The sequence below is a fragment of the Pseudoalteromonas maricaloris genome (assembly GCF_024746855.1).
In the GTDB taxonomy this organism is placed as follows: domain Bacteria; phylum Pseudomonadota; class Gammaproteobacteria; order Enterobacterales; family Alteromonadaceae; genus Pseudoalteromonas; species Pseudoalteromonas maricaloris.
In genome coordinates this window covers 1,137,676-1,162,390 of the sequence record NZ_CP024626.1, presented here as the reverse complement: position 1 = coordinate 1,162,390, position 24,715 = coordinate 1,137,676, and the positions used below count along the sequence as shown (strand labels likewise).

The window sequence follows — 24,715 nt, the reverse complement described above, 5'->3', positions numbered from 1 at the left end:
GCCGGCCTTTAGTAGACAGACTCCCCAAGATGAAATGCGATTGTCGCGGCGCAATATAACACACACCAACCTAAATGGTAATTATTTTTATTCGCTTTTAACTATTAAGTTCGCTACTTGAATTTCAAGCTTACTAAGCTGTGCAAAAAGTGATACCAGTGCTTCGCTGGGTACTTGTTTATCCACGGCGATATAAATCACCTCTGACTTGTCTAAATGACCAAGCGCTTGTATCAGCGTGTTTTCCGCGCTAAACGGCTGCTCGTCTAAGGCATAGGCTATTTGATCATGATTGAACATGATGCTCACTACCTTAGGTGTTTTTTCCAGTACAACCTCACCATTTTTTCCCGCTGTTGGTAAGTTGACCTCCAAGACGTTGAGTTTTACCGCCACACTGAGCAGCAAAAATACAAGGACGATAAAAAGCACATCGAGTAACGCGGTTAAATCAGCACCTAGATGCTGAGGTTTGGGTGTTGGCAGCTCAAGCATTATCTGCCTCCACCAAGGTAAATTGAGTATTCATATAGAGCACAAGCTCGCTTTGAAACCGCTCAACCATCGCTTGCAAAACACCATAAATAAGTAAACATGGCATGGCTATCGCCAGTCCCGCCATGGTTGAATACATGGCTTCCCATAATCCATCCGCTAATAACGCGGGTGTCACCGCTTGCTGAGTTTCGGCAATGGTTTTAAACATTAATACCAGCCCCCAGACGGTGCCAAAGAGTCCCATTAATGGGCTTAACGTGCCGATAATGCTTAAGATCACTAACCGCTTACGCCACTCAAAAACATACCCTTGTAACCGCAAAGCGCCGACTGCTTTGCTACGAAAAAAATGGGGTTTACGCTTGATTTCATGAACGGTAAACCAAGCGCGGCTAAGCACCCAAAGCCGCTCAATGATCACCGCAAGCGCAATAACCGACAAACATAAAAATGGCCATTGCATCGGGCCAAGTTGGGAAAACCAGGACTGCATCGTAGTATTACTCTCTAAGAAAGGGAAAATTTAATGGGTACGGTAAACAAGGCTTTTACAGCATTACCGTCACGAAAAACTGGATGAAACTGCCATTGCTCAACGTTCTTGCGAGCAGCAATATCCAAAGATTGATGACCGCTACTTTTAACCAAAGTTAAATTCACGATTTCGCCTTTTTGGTCCAGCTCAATTTCAAAAATAGTCACGCCTTCAAGCCCTCTTCGCTTGGCACGTAGTGGGTAGCTAAGCGCAGGTCTTGGTGCTTTGAATAGAGGTAAAGCATCTAATTTAACAGGAGAGTCATCGGTACTATTTGCTTCACTGAGATGTCTCGCTGAGGCTATTTGCGTTGCTTCTTGCTGCGACGTATTTTCTCGTGTTGAGGTAGGCTCCGTTGCTTCAATAGTCCTTTTATTCTCAGGCACTATGGCTTTATTAAGCTTTTTAGGTTGTGGCAGTTCATTGGCCTGTTGCTGAGGTTTAGGTACAGGCTTGGCTTTCTGCTCTTGCTTCTGTGGTTTTTTAAGTAAGTGCGTGGTGCCATTAAAATCAGATGGCGCTTGCTCTGCTACCACTTTTTGAGGCGGCTCTTGGGAAGATTGTGCCGCAAACGAAATCATGAGTGGTTTGGTGACTTTACTCACTTCATTTGCAGCAACGCCTGAGTGCCACACCAGCGCAGAGCTTGTAGGAAATAACCACCACAAACCATGCAGCAAAGCGGAGACTGTGATGCAGATAATTAATTTCATATTGATAAAGACAAATGATAACTGTTACTATTCGCAATAAATACTAACAAGTTTGGATCTGTAATGAAAGCTCAAATTACGACACTGCTAACTTCTAGTTTGCTATTACTCACTTCTGTTCTACAACCTACCTATGCGGAGCAAGGTGCCAAAAACATTGTGGTTTCTGGTGGCTCTATCACAGAGATTATTTATGCACTTGGCGAGGAAAATCGTATCGTTGGCGTGGACAGTACTAGCGTATTTCCTGTTGCTGCGACCGATAAACCACAAATCGGTTACGTAAGAAAAATCAACGTTGAAGGGATCCTTTCCCTTAATCCTGATTTACTACTCGGTGAAGCAGATACAGGCCCAGACAAGGTATTAAAACAGCTTCAAGACACCGGATTACCCACTTTTATTTTCAGCGATAACGATGATCTTGCTGGCGTCGAAGAAAAAATAACAACAATCGCCGAGTTACTGGCAGTCAAAGATAAAGGCCAAGCGCTAGTCGAGTATATTCAAGCCGACAGAAAGGCCTTAACGCATGTCCTGAAACAAGTGAACAACAAACCTAAGGTATTATTTGTTTTGAGCCTGCGTAGTGGCCAACCGATTGTTGCGGGTGCTGGAAATTCTGCAGATGAGGTTATCAACGCGGCTGGCGGCGTTAATGTTGCTGCACAGCATTTTGACGGTTGGAAGCCGCTCGCAACCGAAGCGGCTATCGCCATGGATCCAGATGTGATCATTAGTATGGGCCGCCATGGCGAGCAAAAAGCAACGGATTTAAGCCAAGTTCCCCACTTTAAGTTCTCAAGTGCCGTTAAAAACAACCGAGTTATACTTATCGATGGAACGTATTTACTTGGCATGGGCCCACGCACTCCACAAGCCGTAGTTGAGCTCGCTACCTTACTCCACCCAAACGCCACACTGCCCAAGGGTTACCGATTTAGAGCAGCCCAGTCAGCACCAAAAAATGAGTCTCTGTAATGCTAGCACTCGAGCAATCTTTAATTCCCGCTGAAGTTGCCAGAAAATGGATGTTGTTGGGACTGATTATTGGCTGTATCGTGGTGAGCTTTATTGGCCTTACCAGCGGCGGAGTGAGCATTAGCTACAGTCGTCTGATGGATATTCTCTTTGCAGGTCAATCAAGCAACTTAGAACATGCGGTGATCTGGCAAATTAGATTTCCAAGATTAGTGCTCGCAATTGTGGTTGGTGCTGGACTTGGTGCATGCGGCGCCGCAATGCAAGCAATCTTTAGAAACCCGCTGGCAGATCCAGGGTTAATTGGGATCTCTAGTGGTGCCGCACTCGGCGCAATTAGTACCATCGTATTGGGCTCCACGTTACTCAGTGGCTTTGCGGATTATTATGGAATTTACGCCGTGCCAATCGGTGCTTTTCTGGGCTGTCTTGGTGTGTGTAGTTTAATCTACCGTTTATCCAGCCAAGGTAATCGCTTCACAATTGTCAGTTTGTTGTTAGCGGGTATTGCAGTAAACGCCATTGTTGGTGCGGTCATTGGAATACTAACGTTGATCAGCTCAGATCAACAGTTACGCGACCTAACCTTTTGGAGCATGGGATCACTTGCAGGCAATAGTTTCACAACTATCATCCCATCGCTGTGTTTAATGCTGGCATGCTGCTTTGGTTTTAGCCGCTTAGCTCAACCGCTCAACCTCTATTTACTTGGCGAGCAACAAGCTAGACACCTCGGGGTCGATGTCGTGCGCCTAAAAAAGAAAGTGTTTGCCTATACCGCATTGTGCACCGGTGCAGCGGTTGCGCTAACTGGTATTATTGGATTCGTTGGCTTTATTGTTCCTCATATAGTGCGCTTATTAATCGGCCCAGATCACCGCTATTTGTTACCTGCTTCGATGTTGGGTGGGGCAATTTTACTGTGTTTGGCAGACTTACTCGCTCGCACACTCATTCTCCCATCTGAATTACCGATAGGCCTTATCACCAGTGCTTTAGGAGGCCCTTTTTTCCTGATCATGCTGGTAAAAACGTATCGTATAAAGGAGCTTTAGTATGTTAGAAGCGCATAACGTCAGTGTCCAAGTGGGGCAAAAATTGTTGCTCAAAAACATTGATTTTTCAATCAACCCGGGGGAGTTTGCCGTTGTTCTTGGCCCCAACGGGGCAGGCAAGTCTACCCTACTCAAGGCGCTGTGCGGCGATATTTCTCTATCACAGGGCGATGTCACCTATCATCAACAAAGGGTGCAAGACTTAAATGCCCTAGACCTTTCCCATATCCGCGCCGTACTCACACAGCAATATGATTGTGAGTTCCCATTTTGCGTGCAAGAGATAGTGGATATGTCGCACTATGTACATCAGCACAATTGTACACCAGACTCGCTTCGTGAATATTCACAGCAAGCAATGCGGACTTTATCGGTCGATCATTTGGCGGCGCGCTGCTTTACTCAGCTATCAGGAGGAGAAAAACAGAGGGTTCAGTTTGCACGGGTACTTTGCCAGCTGCTACCTACCTTAGATGCTAACAAGCCCTGCTACCTGATGATTGATGAGCCTACTGCAAGCTTGGATTTATATCATCAGTATCAAGTCATGAAGCTAGCTCAGCAGATAGCCAAACAGGGGGCGGGCGTAGTTGCGGTAGTTCATGATCTTGCCCTTGCCGCAAGTTTTGCCGATAAAGTATATCTGCTGCAACAGGGCGAATTGGTTGCCACCGGATCCCCAGAGGAAGTCCTTAGTCATACGCAGCTACATCGTACTTACGGAATTGAAGCTGAGATCACGCTTTCAGACACGTTTTTACCCATGCTTGGAGTAGCAAAGGCATTTGGACTTTCGGCAGAAAAATAACCAGCGCGAAAACAGGCTGGCATACACCAGCCTGTTTAATAAACCGATTAACTCAGCTCATTGCTTTGAAGCCAAAACTAAGTAGTTTTCCTAAATTGATGCGCCTTTTACGGGGCGCAAACACAAAATAGCAAGACTAAACAAAGTAATAGCAAGCAGCGTCATCGCAGTCACACCAAGGCTATAAGCAAAGCCTGCGACGGCAGACCAGCTCGCTACACCAATGTGCATCATGCTCATAGCCAGTGAGATGAGCACACCGCGATGTGCAGGCGAAAGCTCTGAAATATATGCCTGTAATGCCGGTGAACCAACGCCGCCAGCCAATGCCCAAAGAGTCATCAAAAAGTACAAAGGTATGAGAGAGACACCTTGATACCAATAAATGCCACTACTAGCAATTAGACAAACTACCAACGAGGCACGCATGACCTGTCGCCCACTTTCAAAATGGGTTGCAAGCTTTGGCATCATCAGGTTTCCGACAACACTCACTAAGCCTAATAAGGCATACAGTACACCAATAAACCACACTGACAGCGCTTGTGTATCTCTTAAGTGCTGACCAATCAAATTGAACAAGCCAATACCACCACCTAACCCAATAAACATGGTAAGTAGCGCACCAACAACACCTGGTATTTGCCACAGTTTTACTGGTATTTTGGTGCCTTCAACCACTTTGTCATTTGGGATGGCGCGATGGTTTACAGTCAGTAATAACGCAACAACCCAAGTGGCGATCCCCAGTGCAACAAAAGCGGCTCGCCACGACATTAAATGCGTTAAAAACGCACCAAACGCAGGGCTTGAGATCATGCCAAGAGTTAAACCAGCTTGCACCCAACCGATCCGTTTGAGCGCATCTCCATCAGAGGTCGCCGCGATGGCGAACGCAATAGGTAACATGCCAGCACTGGCAATACCTGTGATCACACGAGCAACTAAGCCCCATTCAAATGAAGTGACAAGCCCTGTCGCGATGGAAGCCCCACCAAAAACCACGATTGCAGGTAAGATGATGGCGCGGCGTCCTACTTTATCCGACAGCGCCCCAAATAGCGGAGCCACAATCGCAAGGGCGACGCTGTAAGTGGTAATAAACAGTGTAACTCGCTCAGGCTTTACACCTAATTCGAGCCCAATAGGCTCAAGAATGGGCCCAAGCATCAGCTCATCTGCCCCGACTAAAAACGCGATAAAGGCTAGCAATAAAGTCAATAACATCTCTTTACCCCTGTTCTGCGCAGCAAACGCTTACCTTGCTAATTATGAGCAAAGCAAAAGCAGTAAAGCCAATATTAAGTTGGTCTTTGTTTAGGTTACTGCCTGACATTATCAGGCCTTTTAAAATCAAGTTCATTAAATTACATCCATAAAAAACGGGAGTTCGGCTGTGATGCCGACCTCCCGTTTCAAAAAATTTGAAAACTTGTGCCCCTGTATTTCAGGCACAAAAAAGCCGGCGATGAAGTATCATCGCCGGCTTCGTCTTTCCAATCATCAGATACACTAACGCTGCCCACCTTTATTCAGGTAGTCGCCAATGTCTCTGATGAAGATTTAGAAAGTAAGCTCCGAGCAACACTTCATCGTGTTAATGCGCGGAGCTAAGCCTTCTGACAAAATTCTTATATAGGATGTAAAACATCGTGGAAAGATCCAAATTAAAATCGCGAGCCAATTTATACGATGTCGATTAAGTAGTCAATAATCCAAACCAAGATATATCAACACAACCACTTACTATCTCCTGTCCCTAAGCGCAAAGCGGTAAACACCTGCAATCAGCAAACAGCTGGTTATGGGCAACCACAGCGCCTGAAAGTAAAACTTATTATAAAGCCAAGCGCCCAACACACCACCTGCCACAAACCCTGAGATTATCAACACAAACAGTTTTGCTTTTCTGGTATCCAAAGGCTCGCCTCTAAACAAAGCCCCAATCATTAGTCCCAAGTCCGTAACAATTCCAGTTACATGGGTTGTCCTCACGACAGCCCCACTGTAGGTAGTAGCCAATGCGTTTTGTAGTCCACAAGCTGCGGAGGCAAAAAAGTGGCCGTAAAATGAGCCTTGTATCAGTAATACGAGAGATACAGTAAGCAAAATAGCTTCAAGTATCAGCGCGGTATCGTAATGCTTGCCAAGGGTTAATGTGGTGCCATGCAGCAAAAAGCCAGCAAGTGCAGAGCCAAGCAAGAACGCAATTAACACACCAAATAAGTGCAGGGTTTCTTTGAGGTTGCCACCTAAAAAGCTGGTTCCAAACATAGTCGCAGTGCCGGATAAATGAGAAACAGATTGGTGCTCGAAGCTAAGTAGGCCGATTGCATTCACAAATCCTGCGACGAGCGCCAATATAAAGGCGCCGACCTCAACCCATTTTGGTAACTTTGAGATCATCTCTTTGCCATGGGATGATCAGGGTTTAGCTGCAATAAGTCCCAGCGGTTGCCATAGAGATCTTCAAATACAGCAACCGTGCCATAATCTTGCTCTTGTGGCTCGCGAATAAACTGGATACCAATAGACTTCATGCGCTCATAATCACGCCAGAAATCATCGGTATTTAAAAATAAAAATACCCGCCCACCAGCTTGATCACCAATAAACTTCTGCTGCTCTGGCGTAGAAGCTCTGGCAAGTAGTAACGTCGTACCATGAGAATTAGGCGGTGCCACCACCACCCAGCGTTTGTCTTGCTCGGGTTGATAGGTGTCTTCTATTAATTCAAAACTTAGTTTATTGACGTAGAAGTCGATGGCTTCATCGTAGTCTTTAACGACGAGCGCAATATTGACAATATTTTGTTTCATGATGAGGGCAACCCATAGCCTCTTGCCATAAGTGCAGCAAGTAGCGGTAAAACTAAAAGTAACAGCATTTCTAGCCTTTTAATGACGATGATGCGCTGGGGCACAGACAAATTAGCTGCTGTTGTCTTACGGTGCTTCAATAAAAACACAGTCGGAATGATAGATAGTAAAGCGATTAACAAAAATAGTCCGACTTTGGCATGGAAAATCGGATTTTTAGTGTAGAACTCACTGGGCTTGCCAACTGCAAACCATAGCGTTAACCCTGCGCCAAGGGTTACAAGCGCACTGACACCATACAAGCCATCAACTACCGCTAACCGCTTAATGCTCTGACTACTCATTGATTTGGAGAGTAGCACGTTTTCAATCGCGAGCGTCGATGCCAAAAATAAAATACCGATAAAATGAATATATCTAACGACTACCTCTTCCATGCTATGCCCCAATTGCTATTTTAGTATCGATAAAGTGTGTTGTTTTCTTCTAAAAAGTTCACCAAAGGCAAAAACAGAGGCTGCGGCAATTCATCAAGCGAAAACCACTGCCATTGTTTGCATTTATTTGGCTCTTTAACTTCTGCATCATGAGTATCGCACCTTGCCATGACAAACAAAGTGACATAATGTTTCTGCTCATCGGCAAAATAATCATTTGTAAAACCAAGCTTTTCAACGTTTACAACATCTAGCCCCGTTTCTTCATGCACCTCTCTTATTGCACATGCCTCAATGTCCTCTCCATACTCTAAGTGGCCACCCGGCGTTGCCCAAGTATGTGCGCCATGAGCACCAATACGCTCACCAAGCAAAATTTTATTATCGAGCATTATGACCACACCAACCCCGACGCGTACAACTTGATCCATCATTTTTCCTTTAGTTGTTACTGCAAATATTGTCTCGCTGAACTTATTATTCAGGGTGATTTAAACACCTCAAGCTCAGCAAGTTTAGCTTCTAGTACCTTAGTGTTTTCATTTTCATGACGGAGCGTCTTTTTTCCGTACCTGACATCAACTCACTCCCCAGTAATGGGGCGTCATCAAAAGTCAGCGCTATTTCTTTCGCCCCGACATAAAAGGCAGAATAAGTAGAGAAAGGATACGCAACCAAGTCGTTTTCAACTTTCGTTCCTTGTAAATTTTTAACTCACAGTGTACCGCAAACCTTCTCTTAAGTACTACCTTCACACTCCGACTTTTACGTTAAGCTCGCCAAGATTTCAAGCGCATGTTTTCTATCACTTAGCTCGTATAAATCGTTGGTAAAAATAAACTCATCGACCGCTAATTCACGTTTAATCATGCTGAGTTTATGATGGACCGTCCCGGGGCTTCCAACCACAGATAGGCCTAAAAAGCTTTCGACTTGCATTTGCTCTTGGGCATTCCACAACCCGTCCATCGAGTCAACGGGGGGTTTCAACCATAACGCCTGACCTCGCATCAACGCTAAGATACGCTGTTTTGACGTAGTAGCTAAATACTGCGCTTGCTCGTCGGTATCGGCTGCAACTACGGGTAAACCAAGCATTACATAAGGTTTATCTAATACCTCTGATGGTTGGAAATCGCGGCGATAAAGCGCGATAGCATCATGCACGAATCGTGGCGCAAAATGACCCGCAAATGCATACGGTAAACCTCGCTTTGCGGCGAGCTGGGCACTATAAAGACTCGAACCAAGCAACCAGATTGGTACCTTGGTGTTTTCACCCGGAATAGCACGCACCGAGGAGTGACCATCATAAGGCCCGAGCAAGGCTTGTAATTCAGCAACTTCATCGTCAAATTGCTCCGCACGCCTGTCATCGCGATGTAGTGCTCGGCTGGTAATAGGATCGCTGCCAGGTGCGCGCCCTAATCCCAAGTCAATACGCCCCGGATAGAGGCTTTCTAAGGTGCCAAACTGCTCAGCGACGACTAACGGTGGATGGTTTGGCAACATCACGCCACCCGCCCCCACCCGAATATTGCGAGTATGTCCGGCAATATGCCCTATCAATACGGAGGTTGCTGCGCAGACAATGCCACGCATATTATGATGCTCAGCCATCCAAAAGCGTTTAAAGCCAAGTTCATCCGCTTTTTGCGCATAAGCCACGCTGTTAGCGAGGGTTTGTGAAACGGTATCTCGCTCTTTCATCGGGCTTAATTCGAGCAAAGAAAATGGCATGTTAGCAAGTGAAGTCATAACAATCCTTAACGGTTTGAGTTACACCATAGAGTAAGGGTTGCTACTTCTATTTCAATCCGAAATCCCGCACTACATTGTTGCTGATTCTCGACTATCGTTATGTTGCAGATAACAAGCCTGCTTCATCTGTGATTTGCTGACTCGACAATTAGGCTAATCCTGTATTTGAAAAAATTGTTTAGTTTCGTGGTGCGTAAGCGCAACATAGCAATCACATAATAATCCACATAAAACCAGCTTTTGCCTGCTAGACTCATAAAAAACTGACTTGGAGCAACACCTTATGAGAACCGCTATCCTATTTATTTTATTTACTTTTAGTAGCCAGTTATTGGCAGAAACGGACACAGCTAAAATCAATAAACTGTTCGACAGCTACATGAGTAAATACAACCATTATCTGCAAACTGGTGATTTACCAACCAGTCCTCAACTGTACACAGATACGCTTATGTTAATGTCATCAAGTTCAAAGCCGAGCGTGATCACACAAACGCAAATGAATAAACAGGTGCAAGTATTCTTAACACGCCTGAAGGAACAAGGTGTCAATCACGTAAAATGGAGCAAGGTCAGCATTCATTTTCTTGATAAAAATATTGCGTTGGTAAGTAACATCGCTGAGCGGTACACCCAATCAGGCGCACTTTTTAATAAAGTAGGCGCAAGCTATTACGTCTATTTAGTTGATGGTGAATGGAAAATATCTGCGTTCGCTGTACATGATGCGAAAAACACTTTACTTTAATTGCATCTAAACTTTGGTGTTGTAGGCATGGAAAACTGGGACGACTTTCAATTACTGCTTGCACTAAAGCGTGCCAATACACTCAGAGGTGCGGCCAAAGTTCTCGGCGTAAACCACACGACGGTATCTCGTAGACTACATGCTTTAAATCAACGCTTTAGTCTTGATATATGCATGCTTTCGCAAGGCAAAGTCTCGTTTTCTGAATTGGGACTGCAACTGCTCAGTGCCGCTGAAAACATGGAAGCTAGCCTTGCCCCTCACTTAAGCCAAATTAATACTTCGGTTAAGCAGTTAAAGCGACAAATAAACTTATCTATCCCCCCAGCGATTTTGCAGTTTGTCTTGTTAGACGAATTACATGAATTTCAGCAAAACAATCCTTACCTCACGCTGTCGATTAATACTACCTATGCACTTTCCGATCTAGAGAAATCAGAAGCCGATGTCGTGATCCGAGCTTCTCACGTTCCGGATGAGCACTTAGTTGGTCACCGGCTATTTCCGATTTCACTTGGTTACTTCATGCATAAAGACTATCTCGATAAACGCACGAGTGAAAGCGTTTCTTGGATAACCGCCGGCGTAGCAGAAAGACCGACTTGGCTACTTGATACGCCCTATCCAACCGCCCCAGTTTCTCTATCAATTGAAGATTTGGTGCTGCGTCATCAGGCTGCATCCGAAGGGCTTGGTATGATCAGAGGGGCGCACTATATTGCAAGGCATTTCCCTAATTTAATTGAATTTGCACCAGCGAGTGAGCACTATGCAGATTTATGGATCTTGACCCATCCAACAAAAAAATCCATACCCAACGTCAAGCGGCTTATCAGCTTTTTACTTAAGACTATGTGCAGTAAACAAATACTGATCGACTGCGCAAAATAACATTCGCCACGTTAGTTTAGAGCCTGTCCATTTTAATCAGCTAACCATTTATACATAACATAGCTATCAACCAAGCCCAATTTCCTGTGTTTATATGCCTTGGGAATGGTGCCCACAATGGTAAAACCAAGCTTTTGCCAAAGTTTAATCGCCAGTTCATTGGTCGATACCACACTATTAAATTGCATGGCTTCGAACCCCAGCGCTAACGCTTGCTGCTGGGAATGTTCACACATCAGCCGTGCAATTCCTCTACCACGAGCCAAACTCGACACCATGTAACCACAGTTACATATGTGGCTACTCGGACCCATCGCATTTTGTCGCAAATAATAGCTGCCAAGTACTTGCCCATTTTCAACATATGCAAAAGCTTTGAGCGGCGTTTCACACCAACGTAAAAATGCCTGCTCCATACTCATATTTGAGTCAAATGCATACGTTTCTTGCGCTTGGATCACTTCTGAAAACGTTGGCCAAAACGACTCAAAATCTTCCCGAGTTATCTCTCTTATCATCCCATTTCCTCTAAACGTCATACCTGATAGCAATTAACCCAATTCTTGCAAATATACTCATTCTACTAACCTCACACCACTTTTGTTTTAGGGAGCCTGAGACGAATACTTGTCGAATCGTTAGTTTTTCGTACTAATGGTTACTGACACCATTCATGTAATGCACTGTAACTTTATGTAATGTATTTAGCCTTTCTCAAAGCCTAGTATGAAACAGTAGGTTGATGAGAAACCACTCATCAAAAGGATATTTAATTTTCTTGTGAGGTTGTTATGTGTACTAGAGCTTTTAATAACTGGAATAGAGCATATTTAGCTACTGCCAGAAATATGGACTGGATGTTTATATTACCTACCAGCTTGTTTGTACTTGAAAAAGGACTAAAAAAATCGGGGCTTGAGCCTGTTTCGGAGCTAGAGGCAATAGCAAGTGAGAAAACTCGCAACCCACTTACGTGGACATCTTCCTATAGTAGTGTGGTCGCTATGGTTGGAGATGATTGCAGTGGCTGGGCAGCCTCCGATGGTATGAACTCTATGGGGCTTGTCGCAAATGTATTGTACGACTCAGGCGCGACGTACGGTAAATCAGCATGCAAAAGTAAAAAGCAGCTGAGCGTCCTGAGATGGTTGCAATATGTGTTAGACAAATTTGTACTCGTCAAGGAAGTCGTTGACGTATTCAGCAAACAAGAAATTCAGATCGTTGGTGCAGAAGTACCTAACAGCGAAGGTAAAACCGCAGCATTGCATTTAATAGTGTCGGATATCAGTGGCGATTCAGCCATTATCGAAGTTGAGAATGGGGTTTTTAAGATCCATCACAGCGCTGACTATCGCATAGTTACCAATGAACCAAGTTATGAAGATCAGCTAAGGATTAATGATTATTGGCTGTGGCAATGGAGTGATAAAAACAGTCAGCCGAGCCATACGATCCCTGGTGGTCCATACTCAACCGATAGATTCGAGCGCGCTGCGTTTTATCTTAATCACTTAGATTTACCAAACGATGAGCATGATGCCCTTGCACAGGCTCGCTCGGTTGCTGCAAGTGCATCAGTACCCCTTGGCTATAATTTTACAAGCAGTGCCAGCCCAAATATATCTAATACCTTGTGGACAACCGTTGCAGCACATAGGAGCCAAACCTATTACTTTTGCAATGCTCGCACGCCTCATGTTGCTTGGGTGGAATTGGCAAACTTTAACTTTGAATCGCCAGTCAGTGCCTTCACATTGATAAGCGAAGATCCATCTGGGGAGTACATCAATAGCACCAGAAATGGCAAGTTAAACAAACATTTTGAACCAACCGAAGATCCGTTCAAAAAGTAAGATAAGCAGAGCTTCTGAGCCAAACACGCCATAGTTCGTTTTGGCTCAAAAGTACTTAATTCACCGCCATATTCACAGCCATCACTAACAGCAGCACAGCAAATACCTTTTTAATCGTGGCAACAGGTAAGTGATGCGTGGCTTTAGCCCCCATTGGAGCGGTGAACCAAGACGTGCACACAATTCCTAACAGGGCTGGCAAATAAACAAATCCGGCGAAACCATCCGAAAGTGCAAAGTGCGCACTGCCCGAGCTAATGTAGCCAACGGAACCAAAGAGCGCGATAACAATGCCACATGCAGAAGCGCATCCTATGGCCTTTTTCATATCAACAGAGAAAAACGTCAACAGCGGTACCAGAAGCGCTCCACCACCAATACCTATCATGGCAGACAAACCACCGGTGATCGTCGTTAATACCGTAAGTATGCCTTTATTTGGCAACTGTCTTTGGGTTGTGCTCTCATTTTTGCTGCTATAAAACATTTTTATTGCTATCAATACCACGCTTACTGCAAATACAATGCGCACTGCATTTTCGGGTAATAGCGCAGCCAAAAAACCACTGATAAGCGCGCCTAATGCAACGCCCGTCATTATCCACGGCGCTAAATCCCATGGTACATTGCCGTTTTTATGATGCGCGATTGCCGATGAGGTAGAAGTAAATAAAATGGATGCCAGCGATGTCGCTACGGCGGCTATCACCACCTGCTCCGGTGGTAACACCTTAAAATACAGTAAAATACTGCTAAGCACCGGAACAATAACCAGCCCACCGCCAATACCTAACAACCCGGCTAAAAAGCCGACAACACTACCGAGTAGTGCACAATACACAAACAACAATATCAACTCACTCATTCCACTTATCTCTTCTTTTAATTGAGGCGCAATCACCTAAGTGAGCAATATCGGCGTTGCTTTTAGCCTTTGTGCCACCTAAGCGCTGGCGAGTATAACAACATAACGCTTTGCCATTGGTGCTTTTAACTTAGATAAGCCTTGAATATTCCTCACGTTTTACTTGAAACAAATGCAACTTAGACATTTAGCAGTCTAGACTTTCGGATTTCCAAAGAGTTTCACTCTACAATTGCTCATATTTTCTGCACATATGACTCAATAAGCGGCATCTATTTTTGTAACTCATGAATCAGACTCATGTTTTATGTGAAATAAAACCGTTTTTCTTCATCTTGTGATCCACGTATAAATCTCACATCACTTAATGTTCGGCACTCTCACTGCGTCCCCGTGGATATCTGTTTATCGCAGTGAAACGTAATTGCCGAGCGCGTCAGCATTAGAATTGGATACCTGAAGAACATGAATAACGAGTTTACTTTCACTATTAAGAGCATTCGTCTTGACGAGAATTACCATCCGTCAAACAGCACGCGGATCACCACTAACTTTGCTAACTTGGCAAGAGGCGAAAGCCGCCAGCAAAACTTACGCAATGCCTTAAAGATGATTGATAATCGCTTCAACGCATTGGCTAACTGGGATAACCCAAAAGGCGACCGTTATTCTGTTGAGCTTGAGATAGTCTCAGTTGATATGGATATTGCAGGCAGTGGACAAACTTTCCCGTCAATTGAGGTGTTAAAAACCAATATTGTTGACCACAAAACCAATGAACGCATTGAGGGAATTGTTGGTAACAACTTCTCATCTTACGTACGTGACTATGATTTTAGCGTGCTATTGCTTGATCATAATAAAGATCAACCTAAATTCAGCATCCCAGCTAACTTTGGCGACTTACACGGTAAGCTATTTAAATACTTTGTCGATTCAGAAGCTTACAAGAGTCACTTTAGTAAGCCACCGGTGATTTGCCTAAGTGTATCGGATAACAAAACCTATCACCGCACTGAAAATCAGCACCCGGTGCTTGGCTTTGAATATCAGCCAAATGAGTCATCATTAACTGAGCAATATTTTAAAAAGATGGGCTTACAGGTGCGCTACTTTATGCCACCAAATAGCGTTGCACCTTTGGCTTTTTACTTCTTTGGTGACTTACTGAATGACTACACCAATCTGGAGTTGATCAGCACCATCAGCACTATGGAAACATTCCAAAAGATCTACCGCCCTGAGATTTACAACGCCAATGCGGTTGCAGGCAAGTGCTATCAGCCAAACTTAAAAAACCTAGATCACTCATTAACACAGATTGTTTATGACCGCGAAGAGCGCAGCCAGTTGGCGATTGCACAAGGTCGATTTGCCGAAGAGCATTTTATCAAGCCTTACCAAACCGTGCTTGAACAGTGGTCTGCAAATTACGCTTTATAATCAACGGGAATATGGAACAGCATTTATTATGAAAACACTATTACCAACGTCTACTGCTGGCAGTCTACCTAAGCCCGCTTGGCTTGCTCAGCCAGAAACCCTCTGGTCACCTTGGAAACTAGAGGGCGACGAGCTTATTGATGGCAAAAACGATGCGCTACGTATTGCTTTGCAAGAGCAACAACTTGCAGGGATTGATATCGTGAGTGACGGCGAGCAAACCCGTCAGCACTTTGTAACCACCTTTATTGAACACCTAAGCGGTGTGGACTTTGAGAAGCGTCAAACGGTAAAAATTCGCGACCGCTATGATGCCAGTGTTCCGACCGTGGTTGGCCCAGTATCTCGCCAAAAGCCAGTTTTTGTTGAAGATGCCAAATTTTTACGCAGCCAAACAGACAAACCTATCAAATGGGCATTGCCAGGTCCCATGACGATGATAGATACGCTGTATGATGACCACTACAAAAGCCGTGAAAAGCTAGCATGGGAATTTGCTAAGATCCTTAACCAAGAAGCCAAAGAGCTGGAAGCTGCTGGAGTCGATATCATTCAATTTGACGAACCGGCGTTTAATGTCTTTTTTGATGAGGTCAACGACTGGGGCATTGCGGCGCTTGAACGCGCTATTGAAGGACTCAAATGCGAAACCGCTGTGCATATCTGCTACGGCTACGGCATTAAAGCCAACACCGATTGGAAAAAGACCTTAGGATCAGAATGGCGTCAATATGAAGAGGCGTTTCCTAAGCTACAAAAATCCAATATCGATATCATCTCTTTAGAGTGTCATAACTCTCACGTACCAATCGACTTGTTAGCGTTGATCCGTGGTAAAAAAGTGATGGTTGGTGCGATTGATGTTGCAACCAACACCATCGAAACGCCAGAAGAAGTTGCCAACACACTACGCAAAGCGCTTGAGTTTGTTGACGCCGACAAACTCTACCCATGCACTAACTGCGGTATGGCACCACTTTCTCGTGAAGTGGCAAGAGGTAAGCTCGCTGCATTGAGCGCAGGGGCTGAACTCGTGCGCCAAGAGCTATTAGCCAAAAAATCAGCTTAATCAAGCTTGGTTAATCATAACGCTAGCAGCTAAATGGAACTTAAATTATGTGCCGCCTTCAAGGAATGATAGCGGCGCAGCTTGAGCGGCCTTTCCATTATTGATGAACACTCATTTTTTCAGATAACTTACGCGCAGATAACTTACGGACACTCACTTCAAACATCCGCAACTTTCATCCGATTTCACACAAAAAACAGCCACTCATTCCCATTCTATTTGACACATCGAGTTTTTATTTCGTTCTATCGCGTATTAGGTGACATTGAATTGCACCTGAATAACTATGTAGCCCTAAATAAAAATTATACAGAGGGTGGCATTATGCCTTATGGATTGAAACGGACGCTCATTTGCACTTTACTGGCTTGCGCTGCATTGCCAACAGTCGCACAGACTGAGGTGGGATTACAGGCTAAAGACATTTTTGAGCTGGAATATGCAAACGACCCGCAAATATCACCAGATGGTACTCAAGTGGTATATGTGCGTAACAGCAATGATGTAATGAAGGATGCTAAGCGACAAAACCTGTGGCTGGTCGATACTAAGTCAGGTGCACAATCACCACTCTTCTCTGATGAAAACAATTACAGTCAACCTCGTTGGTCGCCAGATGGTAGCAAAATCGCCTTTGTGAGCAATGTATCCGGTAGCACACAAATTCATGTGCATTATCTTGCTCAAAACCGTACGGCACTACTTACACAGTTACAATCTGGGATCAGTGGCTTAACTTGGTCACCAGATGGCAAATGGCTGGCTTTTAGCCAAAAGGTTGCCGAAAAGCCAGCGGTCATTGCCAAAATGCCAGAAAAACCAAAAGGCGCGAAGTGGTCCGATTCTGCCATTGTTATCGACAAAGCCTACTATCAAGCTGATGGTAGTGGCCTTATCAAACCCGGCTATCGCCAGATCTTCGTGTTACCGAGTGAAGGCGGCACGCCACGCCAATTAACCTCTGGTAATTATCACCATAGTGGGAAACTCGCGTGGCGAGCAGACGCAAAGGCGATTGTGTTTTCAGCAAACCGCATTGCAGACTGGGAATACAAGCGCCTAGAAGGCGACTTATTCGAAGTTGATTTTAACCGTAATATCACCCAGCTTACGTCGGCTCCTGGTCGTGAGTACGCACCTAGCTTTTCCGAAAATGGTAAAAAACTGGCTTACCTTAGTGCATCGAACGCGCTAAACCCTTACCGTAATAGCAAACTGAATATTATGGATTGGCAGGACAAAACCTCCCACATGATTGCCAAAGACTTTGACCGCTCAATCCAAGACCCAACTTGGATTGGCAGTGATAGACTGGCGATGACGTACGATGACCACGGCAAGCGAAAGCTCGCGAGCATCACCACAAAAGGCAAAATTACCGACATCACAGATACACTCTCAGGCACAACCCTTGGTCGCCCTTATCTAAGCGGTGAATTTAGTGCTAACTTTGATGGGGAAATTGCCTTTACTCAAGGTTCGAGCGAGCGCCCTGCAGACATCGCTATCACAACAAGAAAAGGCAAAGTAACGCAATTAACCCGCCTTAACGAAGACCTACTTGCACATAAAACCCTTGGTAAAGTGCATGAGATCACGTATAACTCGTCGTTCGACGGGGAGAAAATTCAGGGCTGGTATATTACCCCACCAAATTTTAACCCGAAAAAACAATATCCATTACTACTAGAAATTCACGGTGGCCCACACTTAGCCTACGGCCCCCATTTCTCAGCAGAATTACAGCGTTATGCCGCTGAAGGTTATGTGGTATTTTACGACAATCACAGAGGCAGTAGCTCTTACGGCGAGCGCTTTGCGATGTTGCTCAAGTACAAATACAGCTCGAAAGAAGACTTTGCCGATCATAACTCAGGGGTAGACGCTATGCTTGAGAAAGGCTTTATCGACAAAGATAATCTGTTTATTGCTGGCGGCTCTGCAGGTGGTATCGCAACAGCCTACGCGATTGGCTTAACGAACCGTTTTAACGCTGCGGTTGTCGTAAAGCCTGTGATCAACTGGCTGAGTAAAGTGCTTACCGCTGACAGTGGCCTTGGTCAAATTCCAACGCAATTCCCGGGTATGCCATGGGAGCATATGGAACACTATTGGCAGCGTTCACCGCTTTCGCTTGTTGGCAACGTAACTACACCAACCATGCTAATGACGGGTGAAGAAGACTTGCGCACGCCAATGGCCGAAACCGAACAGTTCTACCAAGCACTTAAGCTACGTAAAATTGACTCTGTACTGGTCAAAATTCCAGGTGCGCCACATGGAATTGCAGGCCGTCCTTCTCGGATGATCAGCAAAATCGAGCACTCGCTCGCTTGGTTTGAAAAGTACAAGAAGTAAGGAAAAAGCCGCGTAAAGCGGCTTTTTTCATAAATCGACTCGTTTTTAATCTAAAATTTAGAAAAGTAGCGAACTTTCCGCTAACGGTTATCTCACCGACTAAAATCCCATGCAATCAAGGCGATTATATCTATTTGATCCTATACTCACATTGGCGCTTGTGTGGTTGTAAAACAGACAAAGTAACTGGGTTGGTATAAGCGCACAATTGTTTGGTTATTTATGGCTTTTTATCGTTTTACTTAGAATAAGCAACTCGAAAAGGTAGACTACGATGGCGCGGTTCCAGATCCCCAGCGAACAAATCGGATCAATTCCTCGAAACCCCTGTTTAATAAGCGCTTACAGGGACTATAAGCAAGGAAAGATAAGTTACGCGGTTTTAAACGAAATTGCAGAGCACGAAACACAACAAGTGATAAAAGAGCTCGAAGCGATTGGCTGTCAGGTCGTCAGTGATGGCGAGCAAAGAAAGTTTGATGGTTTTGCTCACTATTGCTTACACGATTCACCTTGCTACTCAGATCAGGGCTTGCTCGTTGATTTTAACGATGGTCACTCTCGGGTCTTTGCGCCACACCTTAAAGTACCGCCATTTCGCTATCAACATACGGCGGATGAATTTCTCGCTTTCGCACTCAAACACGCAACTGTGCCCGTCAAACAAGCCGTTATTTCTCCTTCAATGTTGAGCTTAGTTTATCCATCTCACGGGATTGAAAATTACGATCACGAAAGCTTTATCAGTGATTTGATAACTGAGCATGTTGGCGAAGTAAAACGCTGCTTAGCACTGGGTGCACACAAAGTACAAATTGACTTTACAGAAGCGAGGCTGTCTTTAAAACTAGACCCGTCAGGTCAGACCCTCAAGTCCTTTGTTGAGCTAATCAATAAATGTCTCGCCCAATTTAGTGATAGCGAAAGGCAACGAATTGGTATTCATACCTGTCCGGGAGCTGATATTGATGCAACCCATAGCGCCGACATTGACTATAAATATCTGCTGCCTACGCTTTTCGACATAAATGCAGGAAGCTTCTACGTTGCACTTAGAGGTGAAGAGAACCCCAAGAAAACCCTGAAGCTGATAGGCAGCATCCTCAAGCCCTTCCAACGTGTATTTATTGGTGTGATTAACCCGAACAGTCGCGAAATTGAGAGCCCTGGATCCGTACGAGATCTCGTGTTACTGGCGAGTGAGTTTATTCCTATTCCACAGCTAGGCACTTGTGATGATTGCGGTTTTTCGCCATTCGCCGATGATAGTTCAACAACCAGAGAAATAGTATATGAAAAAATAAAATCGCGACTAGTCGGTACACAAATGGCCGAAGAAGCACTCAATACACGTGCGCAGAAAAATTGAATTAGCCAATGGGTTATGCATGAGCGAAGTATTTCCACCTAAATCAGATGACGCAGATCTAATTGCTAAACTTGAAGATGAAGTTCTGGCATTAGAAATAGAAAACCACAAGCTGCAACAAAGGTTACGTGAGAACGAATACGACAGAAAAGCTCTGCTGGATATTCAAAAGCTTGCTAATGTCGGTACGTGGCGGCTTAACCACCTAACCTACAGCGTTAAAATGAGCGATAAACTTGCTGCAATGCTCGGTATTGATGGCGAAGCCATTACACAGTGGGACGACTTTATCAATGCACTAGATCCAAGCGCCGAGCTAGCAATAAAACAGCAGCTCCACAATGTTTTTGTTGACGGTGGAAGCACCACATTTGAGCATGTTGTAACTAGAGCTGACGGCTCCACACTTTATGTAAGACACCACTGTGAAACGCTACTAAACGGCATTGGTCAGCCCCTTAATTCAATTGGCCTGATGCTGGATGTCACACAAGATAAAGTCAAGGCCGCACAATTGGAAGTGCTTTCGAATAAGGATGAACTCACCAATTTATACAATCGTAGGAAAATGAATCAGGCACTACACGAGGAAACGGCAGAGTGTTTAACTAACGGGCTCCCCCTCAGTACGATTATTCTGGACTTGGATCTGTTTAAGCAAGTAAACGATAGGTTTGGCCATCATATCGGCGATGAAGTGTTGATGCGTGTGTCGCAGGAAATTCAAAATAGTCTAAGGTCAACGGACATCGCATCTCGTTGGGGCGGTGAAGAGTTTCTTATCTTATGCCCCAACACCAGTCTTAATGATGCACAGAAAGTAGCTGAGCGGATCCGTAAAGCAATTGAAGCCATTCAATTGTCCTGCCCACACAAGATAACAGCCAGTTTTGGCGTAGGTAGTTTACAAGATGGTCAAGACTTATCAGAGATGCTAAAGCGAGTTGACTCTGCCCTATACCAAGCAAAAAAGGCGGGTAGAAACTGCATACGTGTAGAGCCTGAATAACGCAAATACAGACTTAACATGCTATATAAGCATCATGTTATCGTTTTCTGTTAAAAACTTCCTTTGAACCCTTAACAGATGGAAGCAAGAGCTTATCGTTGATTACGCACACTCCATGCGTTTAGATATCTAAAGGTATTCTTGGATCCTCAAGTTGAAGTTTGTAGCATTGGCCACTGTCAGAAACAGAAATAATTGAATATGGAGTATGAGTTGGCGCTCTGCCGCGAATAAACCCTGAATATATATTTTCGGTTATGATTATTTCTGCTGGTTGTAATATTGATGAGAACTTGTTGACTTCGGCTTCTGTCATTCCTGAATTTTTAAAACTCTCAATCGTTTCATGTTTACTAAATATCCAATGCCCAATAAAGGCGTAATTCATATTTTGCTCTTGAGCGATGCATCCTAACGATGAAAAAGTGTAAGCTATGATCCCTAGAAAGAATCTTTTCATTAACTTTTACCTTAAATTATGATGAGCTGTAGAATTGCTCTTTTTTATATATTTTTCATTACATTACCGACCTTAGCCGAGTTCATGATTTGATTCAATTCTTGACTCTAAACATTACGGTCATTATTTTGCAGTGTTTTGTAAAACTATAAACTTGGTTTCTCTGGTTTTTTGTGTTTTGCAGCTTGCTCTACACAACTAAATCAGGCTATACACTATCGCTTTTTATTCACAGATAATTGGTAATGCATTGTCTCCTAATTTGGCATTCGTTCGAGAAGAACATAAACACAAAAGCTGAAATCTAGCCAAAATAGTTAAATCCAACCGCATTCCAAATCCAAAATGCATAAATAAAACTCAAGCAACTCAGTGTAAAAATCACATCGTGTATTTTATAAAACCAATGCAAATCACTCATGCGCAACATGATTGGAAGACTTAGCACTTTCAAAAAGGTCGTGAAAACGATTGCTATCACCAAAGACAGTAGCAGCTTTACCTCTATGGTGGGAAAGCTTGCGTGAAATTGATATTCATCGAAAACAATACCGGCACTCATTAAAACAAAGCCCAGCACCGCTGCAAGTATCATACTTGAACAAAAACATGCCAACTTTTCAACTACGCCAAGCCTTTTGCTTTTACGAGCTCGAACACAACTGAACAATAAAGTGGATAGCGATAACAACGAAGATATCGCCAACGCCAAGTTGAAGAAAAGTGGGCTTTGTAAGAAGCTTACTCGTTCATAATCGCCAGACCACATACTCGCCGAAAAACGATTTACCGTCCCTGTCCCATCGCGATAAAAGTAAAAAATAGGCGCGTCTCGAGCTCCGGCTTGAAAGACGTCCGCTTCAAGGTGCTTCAGTTTTATTTTATTCCCTGCAACCATCATAACTAACCTATTTTGATCATCAATGGTTATCTCAGCCGCCGCATCTAATGCGGCCAGTTTTTCCAGTTGAGTATACGAACGACGAGTACTCAGAAATGTTCCCGTATAATCTTCAAGGTTTGCTTGGCTAACTTGCTGCTTTAAAACCTGCGTGTAGATGTTTGCTTGGGAAGATGTGCTGAGCTGCGACGGCTTTACAAGATTTATCGGCTTGTTTCGATAAAATTTATTAAATATCGCAGTCGGTAAAGCCTCAACAAAGTGTGCCCCGCTTCCCATAACGTTAGTTGAAACAAAAATACCTAATTGAACTTCAGGAAAGATCACCATGTTGGCGGCAAACGTATGTGTGGCACCAGAGTGATGACGCTGCTCATAACCCTTAAACTTGCCATCAAACATGCCATGAGCAATCCCTGTCGCCAGCGGTCTATCGTCGTAAAGTCGATGTATCATTGTTTTTTGGGTGGTTGGCTGCACGAACAGGTTGTTATCCCCCATCAGAGCTGACATATAAAGCGCCATATCATGTGCAGTTGCAGAAATGGCCCCCGCACCACCTACATGCCCAATAAATTCAAAAGGTTTGGCGATATTATTTCCTTGTCTATCCCTAAAATACCCCGTTGCAAGCTGTTGTTGTAGCTCAGGTTTCATCGCAGTTAAGGCTGCACTGGTTTTTACTGGCTCTCGTAATGTCGTGTTTTGCATACCCAGTACAGAAAAAATATGTTGCTCCATATAAGTCGCTAAATCCATACCCGACTGCAACTCGACCAGATAACCAAGCAAAGCAAAACCATAGTTGGAATAGGATACATTAACACCCGGTGGCCAAATTCTCTTGGGCATATGTGTTGCGAGATATCGCTCTGTACTGAGCATTTCTGAGGCATTTTCAACGAACAAGTTACCGGCATCCGCTTCTTCAAAACCCGCCCGATGACTTAATAGGGCACGGATTGTAATAGGCGCTTCAAAGGTGTCAGGTATTTTAAATTCGCTCAGATATTCATTTATATCAGTATCTATAGATAGCTTACCCTGCTCCACCAGCTGCATCACTGCAAGTGCAGTCATTGTTTTGGTGATAGAACCGATGCGAAATAGTGTTTTATTCGGTTTAGCCATAGCTTGGCTGTATACATCAGCAAATCCATAGCCTTTAAGTAATACAATTTCACCGTCTTTGACGATAGTAACCGCAACTCCAGGCAGATTATATTGCCCCCTTGCCTTTTTGACCCAGTCATCAACATAAGTCCGTAGTCCTTTTAAATCTGGATTTTCCAAGGGCGCTTGTACATCGCTAACTGAGCTATCACGCAACAGCTGTGGGCTGTTATCACCCCACGCTTTCGCGTTAAAAAATATGCCGATCGCGACAGTTAACATCAAGGCTTTTAGAACAAGTGTAATATCAACAAACTTCGTTTTCATATTAGCTTCACGTCCCTTTGTTTGTAATGCGCATAAGTGGGGCTCAAAAAGGTATACAGGAGCCCCATCGTCAAAAACTAGGTTTCTTTGAGTATTTGGAACTTCAATATCGACTATGAGTTAGCGGTATTATCAGTTTTACCTTCGCGCTCCACCGTGCCAATCATACTCACCACTTTCTTAGATACTGCTTCAAGCTGCCTAGAAGTAGTTGCACCAAAAATGCCCTCGATAAACTCAGATCGAGTATCTAGTATCGACTCACCAACCACCTCGTTAGTGTCGGTGTTTATTAGCTTTACATTGAGCTTCAGCTCGGCATCACCCGCCATTACACCTACCATAAAGCGGCCAAATCCAGACACATAACGAAAGTGCTCGATGGTGATCTCGACTGATAAAGGTGCTTGAGCTGCACTTCCAGACTCAACAATACTGCCATTAAAGTCTTTGGCTATTAGCGCTTTTAGCTCATTAATGCTGTTAGAAAGTGACTTACTTTTAGAAACTGAGTGCGATGGAGTAATATCCAAAAATACACTTTGTGGCGTGTTCACTACAGCTCTATTCGCTGTTTTACTTGTCTCTTGAATGTGGGCGGCGCAGCCACTGAAAATGAGCACTGAGATTATTACGGCAAATATTTTAAAATGTTTCATTAGGGGTAAATTTCCGACCTTCAATATATATTCGGCTAAC

Annotated in this window: 25 protein-coding genes; 11 read left to right on the top strand and 14 right to left on the bottom strand. The window is 44.2% G+C overall.

Features of this window, described 5'->3' with window-relative positions:
- Positions 1–87 precede the first annotated feature (87 nt).
- From CTT31_RS22880 to CTT31_RS22870, 3 genes are read right to left on the bottom strand one after another with little or no spacing between them, the layout of a single operon-like run.
- The gene (locus CTT31_RS22880; protein WP_039496462.1) at positions 88–495 is read right to left on the bottom strand and encodes a biopolymer transporter ExbD; all 408 of its coding nucleotides are present in this window, start codon (positions 493–495) and stop codon (positions 88–90) included.
- Positions 488–991 (bottom strand): MotA/TolQ/ExbB proton channel family protein, encoded by a 504-nt coding sequence (locus CTT31_RS22875; RefSeq protein ID WP_010370061.1) that lies wholly within the window; start codon positions 989–991, stop codon positions 488–490. The genes CTT31_RS22880 and CTT31_RS22875 overlap by 8 nt, the downstream gene beginning before the upstream one ends.
- A 14-nt stretch (positions 992–1,005) precedes the next feature.
- Positions 1,006–1,746: an energy transducer TonB gene (locus tag CTT31_RS22870; RefSeq protein WP_260492632.1), complete on the bottom strand. Its 741-nt coding sequence runs from the start codon at positions 1,744–1,746 to the stop codon at positions 1,006–1,008.
- A gap of 63 nt (positions 1,747–1,809) precedes the next feature.
- On the opposite strand from CTT31_RS22870, the gene CTT31_RS22865 reads away from it, so the two are divergent.
- The 3 genes from CTT31_RS22865 to CTT31_RS22855 are packed head-to-tail and all read left to right on the top strand — an operon-like array spanning position 1,810 to position 4,590.
- Positions 1,810–2,727, top strand: coding sequence for a heme/hemin ABC transporter substrate-binding protein (locus CTT31_RS22865; protein ID WP_260492631.1), 918 nt, complete (start codon positions 1,810–1,812; stop codon positions 2,725–2,727).
- Complete coding sequence (locus CTT31_RS22860) at positions 2,727–3,782, top strand: FecCD family ABC transporter permease (protein WP_039496456.1); 1,056 nt, start codon at positions 2,727–2,729, stop codon at positions 3,780–3,782. Before CTT31_RS22865 ends, CTT31_RS22860 begins: the two co-directional genes overlap by 1 nt.
- A gap of 1 nt (position 3,783) precedes the next feature.
- A complete protein-coding gene (locus CTT31_RS22855) occupies positions 3,784–4,590 on the top strand; it encodes a heme ABC transporter ATP-binding protein (protein ID WP_260492630.1) in 807 nt (268 codons plus the stop codon).
- A gap of 90 nt (positions 4,591–4,680) precedes the next feature.
- Here CTT31_RS22855 and CTT31_RS22850 read toward each other — a convergent pair whose 3' ends face one another.
- The 6 genes from CTT31_RS22850 to CTT31_RS22825 form a co-directional block, all read right to left on the bottom strand.
- Positions 4,681–5,817 carry an MFS transporter gene (locus CTT31_RS22850; RefSeq protein WP_260492629.1) on the bottom strand — a complete coding sequence of 379 codons (1,137 nt, stop codon included), beginning with the start codon at positions 5,815–5,817 and terminating at the stop codon, positions 4,681–4,683.
- Positions 5,818–6,336: 519 nt separating this feature from the next.
- On the bottom strand, positions 6,337–6,996 hold the full coding sequence (locus CTT31_RS22845; RefSeq protein WP_211856639.1) for a YoaK family protein: 660 nt from the start codon (positions 6,994–6,996) through the stop codon (positions 6,337–6,339).
- Positions 6,993–7,409, bottom strand: coding sequence for a VOC family protein (locus CTT31_RS22840; protein ID WP_039496449.1), 417 nt, complete (start codon positions 7,407–7,409; stop codon positions 6,993–6,995). The genes CTT31_RS22845 and CTT31_RS22840 overlap by 4 nt, the downstream gene beginning before the upstream one ends.
- Complete coding sequence (locus tag CTT31_RS22835; RefSeq protein ID WP_130165792.1) at positions 7,406–7,846, bottom strand: DUF2214 family protein; 441 nt, start codon at positions 7,844–7,846, stop codon at positions 7,406–7,408. Before CTT31_RS22835 ends, CTT31_RS22840 begins: the two co-directional genes overlap by 4 nt.
- 20 nt (positions 7,847–7,866) lie before the next feature.
- On the bottom strand, positions 7,867–8,277 hold the full coding sequence (locus CTT31_RS22830; protein ID WP_211857494.1) for a nucleotide triphosphate diphosphatase NUDT15: 411 nt from the start codon (positions 8,275–8,277) through the stop codon (positions 7,867–7,869).
- Between the two features lie 334 nt (positions 8,278–8,611).
- Positions 8,612–9,604, bottom strand: coding sequence for an LLM class flavin-dependent oxidoreductase (locus tag CTT31_RS22825; RefSeq protein WP_260492628.1), 993 nt, complete (start codon positions 9,602–9,604; stop codon positions 8,612–8,614).
- A gap of 286 nt (positions 9,605–9,890) precedes the next feature.
- Here CTT31_RS22825 and CTT31_RS22820 point away from each other — a divergent pair, with 286 nt between their 5' ends.
- Together CTT31_RS22820 and CTT31_RS22815 are read left to right on the top strand one after the other, a co-directional pair.
- The gene (locus CTT31_RS22820) at positions 9,891–10,355 is read left to right on the top strand and encodes a hypothetical protein (protein WP_260492627.1); all 465 of its coding nucleotides are present in this window, start codon (positions 9,891–9,893) and stop codon (positions 10,353–10,355) included.
- A gap of 27 nt (positions 10,356–10,382) precedes the next feature.
- Positions 10,383–11,246, top strand: a complete 864-nt coding sequence (locus CTT31_RS22815) for a LysR family transcriptional regulator (RefSeq protein ID WP_260492626.1) — start codon at positions 10,383–10,385, stop codon at positions 11,244–11,246.
- Positions 11,247–11,278: 32 nt separating this feature from the next.
- Here CTT31_RS22815 and CTT31_RS22810 read toward each other — a convergent pair whose 3' ends face one another.
- Positions 11,279–11,764, bottom strand: a complete 486-nt coding sequence (locus tag CTT31_RS22810) for a GNAT family N-acetyltransferase (protein WP_260492625.1) — start codon at positions 11,762–11,764, stop codon at positions 11,279–11,281.
- 273 nt (positions 11,765–12,037) lie between these two features.
- On the opposite strand from CTT31_RS22810, the gene CTT31_RS22805 reads away from it, so the two are divergent.
- The gene (locus CTT31_RS22805; protein WP_260492624.1) at positions 12,038–13,102 is read left to right on the top strand and encodes a linear amide C-N hydrolase; all 1,065 of its coding nucleotides are present in this window, start codon (positions 12,038–12,040) and stop codon (positions 13,100–13,102) included.
- A gap of 55 nt (positions 13,103–13,157) precedes the next feature.
- On the opposite strand, the gene CTT31_RS22800 is transcribed toward CTT31_RS22805, so the two are convergent.
- Complete coding sequence (locus CTT31_RS22800; RefSeq protein ID WP_260492623.1) at positions 13,158–13,967, bottom strand: sulfite exporter TauE/SafE family protein; 810 nt, start codon at positions 13,965–13,967, stop codon at positions 13,158–13,160.
- Positions 13,968–14,432: 465 nt separating this feature from the next.
- Here CTT31_RS22800 and CTT31_RS22795 point away from each other — a divergent pair, with 465 nt between their 5' ends.
- The 5 genes from CTT31_RS22795 (at position 14,433) to CTT31_RS22775 (ending at position 21,215) form a co-directional block, all read left to right on the top strand.
- Positions 14,433–15,410, top strand: coding sequence for a DUF1852 domain-containing protein (locus tag CTT31_RS22795; protein WP_045990348.1), 978 nt, complete (start codon positions 14,433–14,435; stop codon positions 15,408–15,410).
- Positions 15,411–15,438: 28 nt separating this feature from the next.
- Positions 15,439–16,479 carry a methionine synthase gene (locus CTT31_RS22790; RefSeq protein WP_010370114.1) on the top strand — a complete coding sequence of 347 codons (1,041 nt, stop codon included), beginning with the start codon at positions 15,439–15,441 and terminating at the stop codon, positions 16,477–16,479.
- A 324-nt stretch (positions 16,480–16,803) separates the two neighbouring features.
- Complete coding sequence (locus CTT31_RS22785; protein WP_211856653.1) at positions 16,804–18,837, top strand: S9 family peptidase; 2,034 nt, start codon at positions 16,804–16,806, stop codon at positions 18,835–18,837.
- Between the two features lie 274 nt (positions 18,838–19,111).
- A complete protein-coding gene (locus CTT31_RS22780) occupies positions 19,112–20,206 on the top strand; it encodes a uroporphyrinogen decarboxylase/cobalamine-independent methonine synthase family protein (RefSeq protein ID WP_211856655.1) in 1,095 nt (364 codons plus the stop codon).
- Positions 20,207–20,225: 19 nt separating this feature from the next.
- Positions 20,226–21,215, top strand: a complete 990-nt coding sequence (locus tag CTT31_RS22775) for a sensor domain-containing diguanylate cyclase (protein ID WP_260492622.1) — start codon at positions 20,226–20,228, stop codon at positions 21,213–21,215.
- A 121-nt stretch (positions 21,216–21,336) separates the two neighbouring features.
- On the opposite strand, the gene CTT31_RS22770 is transcribed toward CTT31_RS22775, so the two are convergent.
- The 3 genes from CTT31_RS22770 to CTT31_RS22760 all read right to left on the bottom strand — a co-directional run bounded on the left by CTT31_RS22770 (position 21,337) and on the right by CTT31_RS22760 (position 24,675).
- Positions 21,337–21,675, bottom strand: a complete 339-nt coding sequence (locus tag CTT31_RS22770; protein WP_260492621.1) for a hypothetical protein — start codon at positions 21,673–21,675, stop codon at positions 21,337–21,339.
- A 304-nt stretch (positions 21,676–21,979) separates the two neighbouring features.
- Complete coding sequence (locus CTT31_RS22765; RefSeq protein WP_260492620.1) at positions 21,980–24,016, bottom strand: serine hydrolase domain-containing protein; 2,037 nt, start codon at positions 24,014–24,016, stop codon at positions 21,980–21,982.
- Between the two features lie 113 nt (positions 24,017–24,129).
- Positions 24,130–24,675 carry a DUF4410 domain-containing protein gene (locus tag CTT31_RS22760; RefSeq protein ID WP_130127609.1) on the bottom strand — a complete coding sequence of 182 codons (546 nt, stop codon included), beginning with the start codon at positions 24,673–24,675 and terminating at the stop codon, positions 24,130–24,132.
- Positions 24,676–24,715 lie beyond the last annotated feature (40 nt).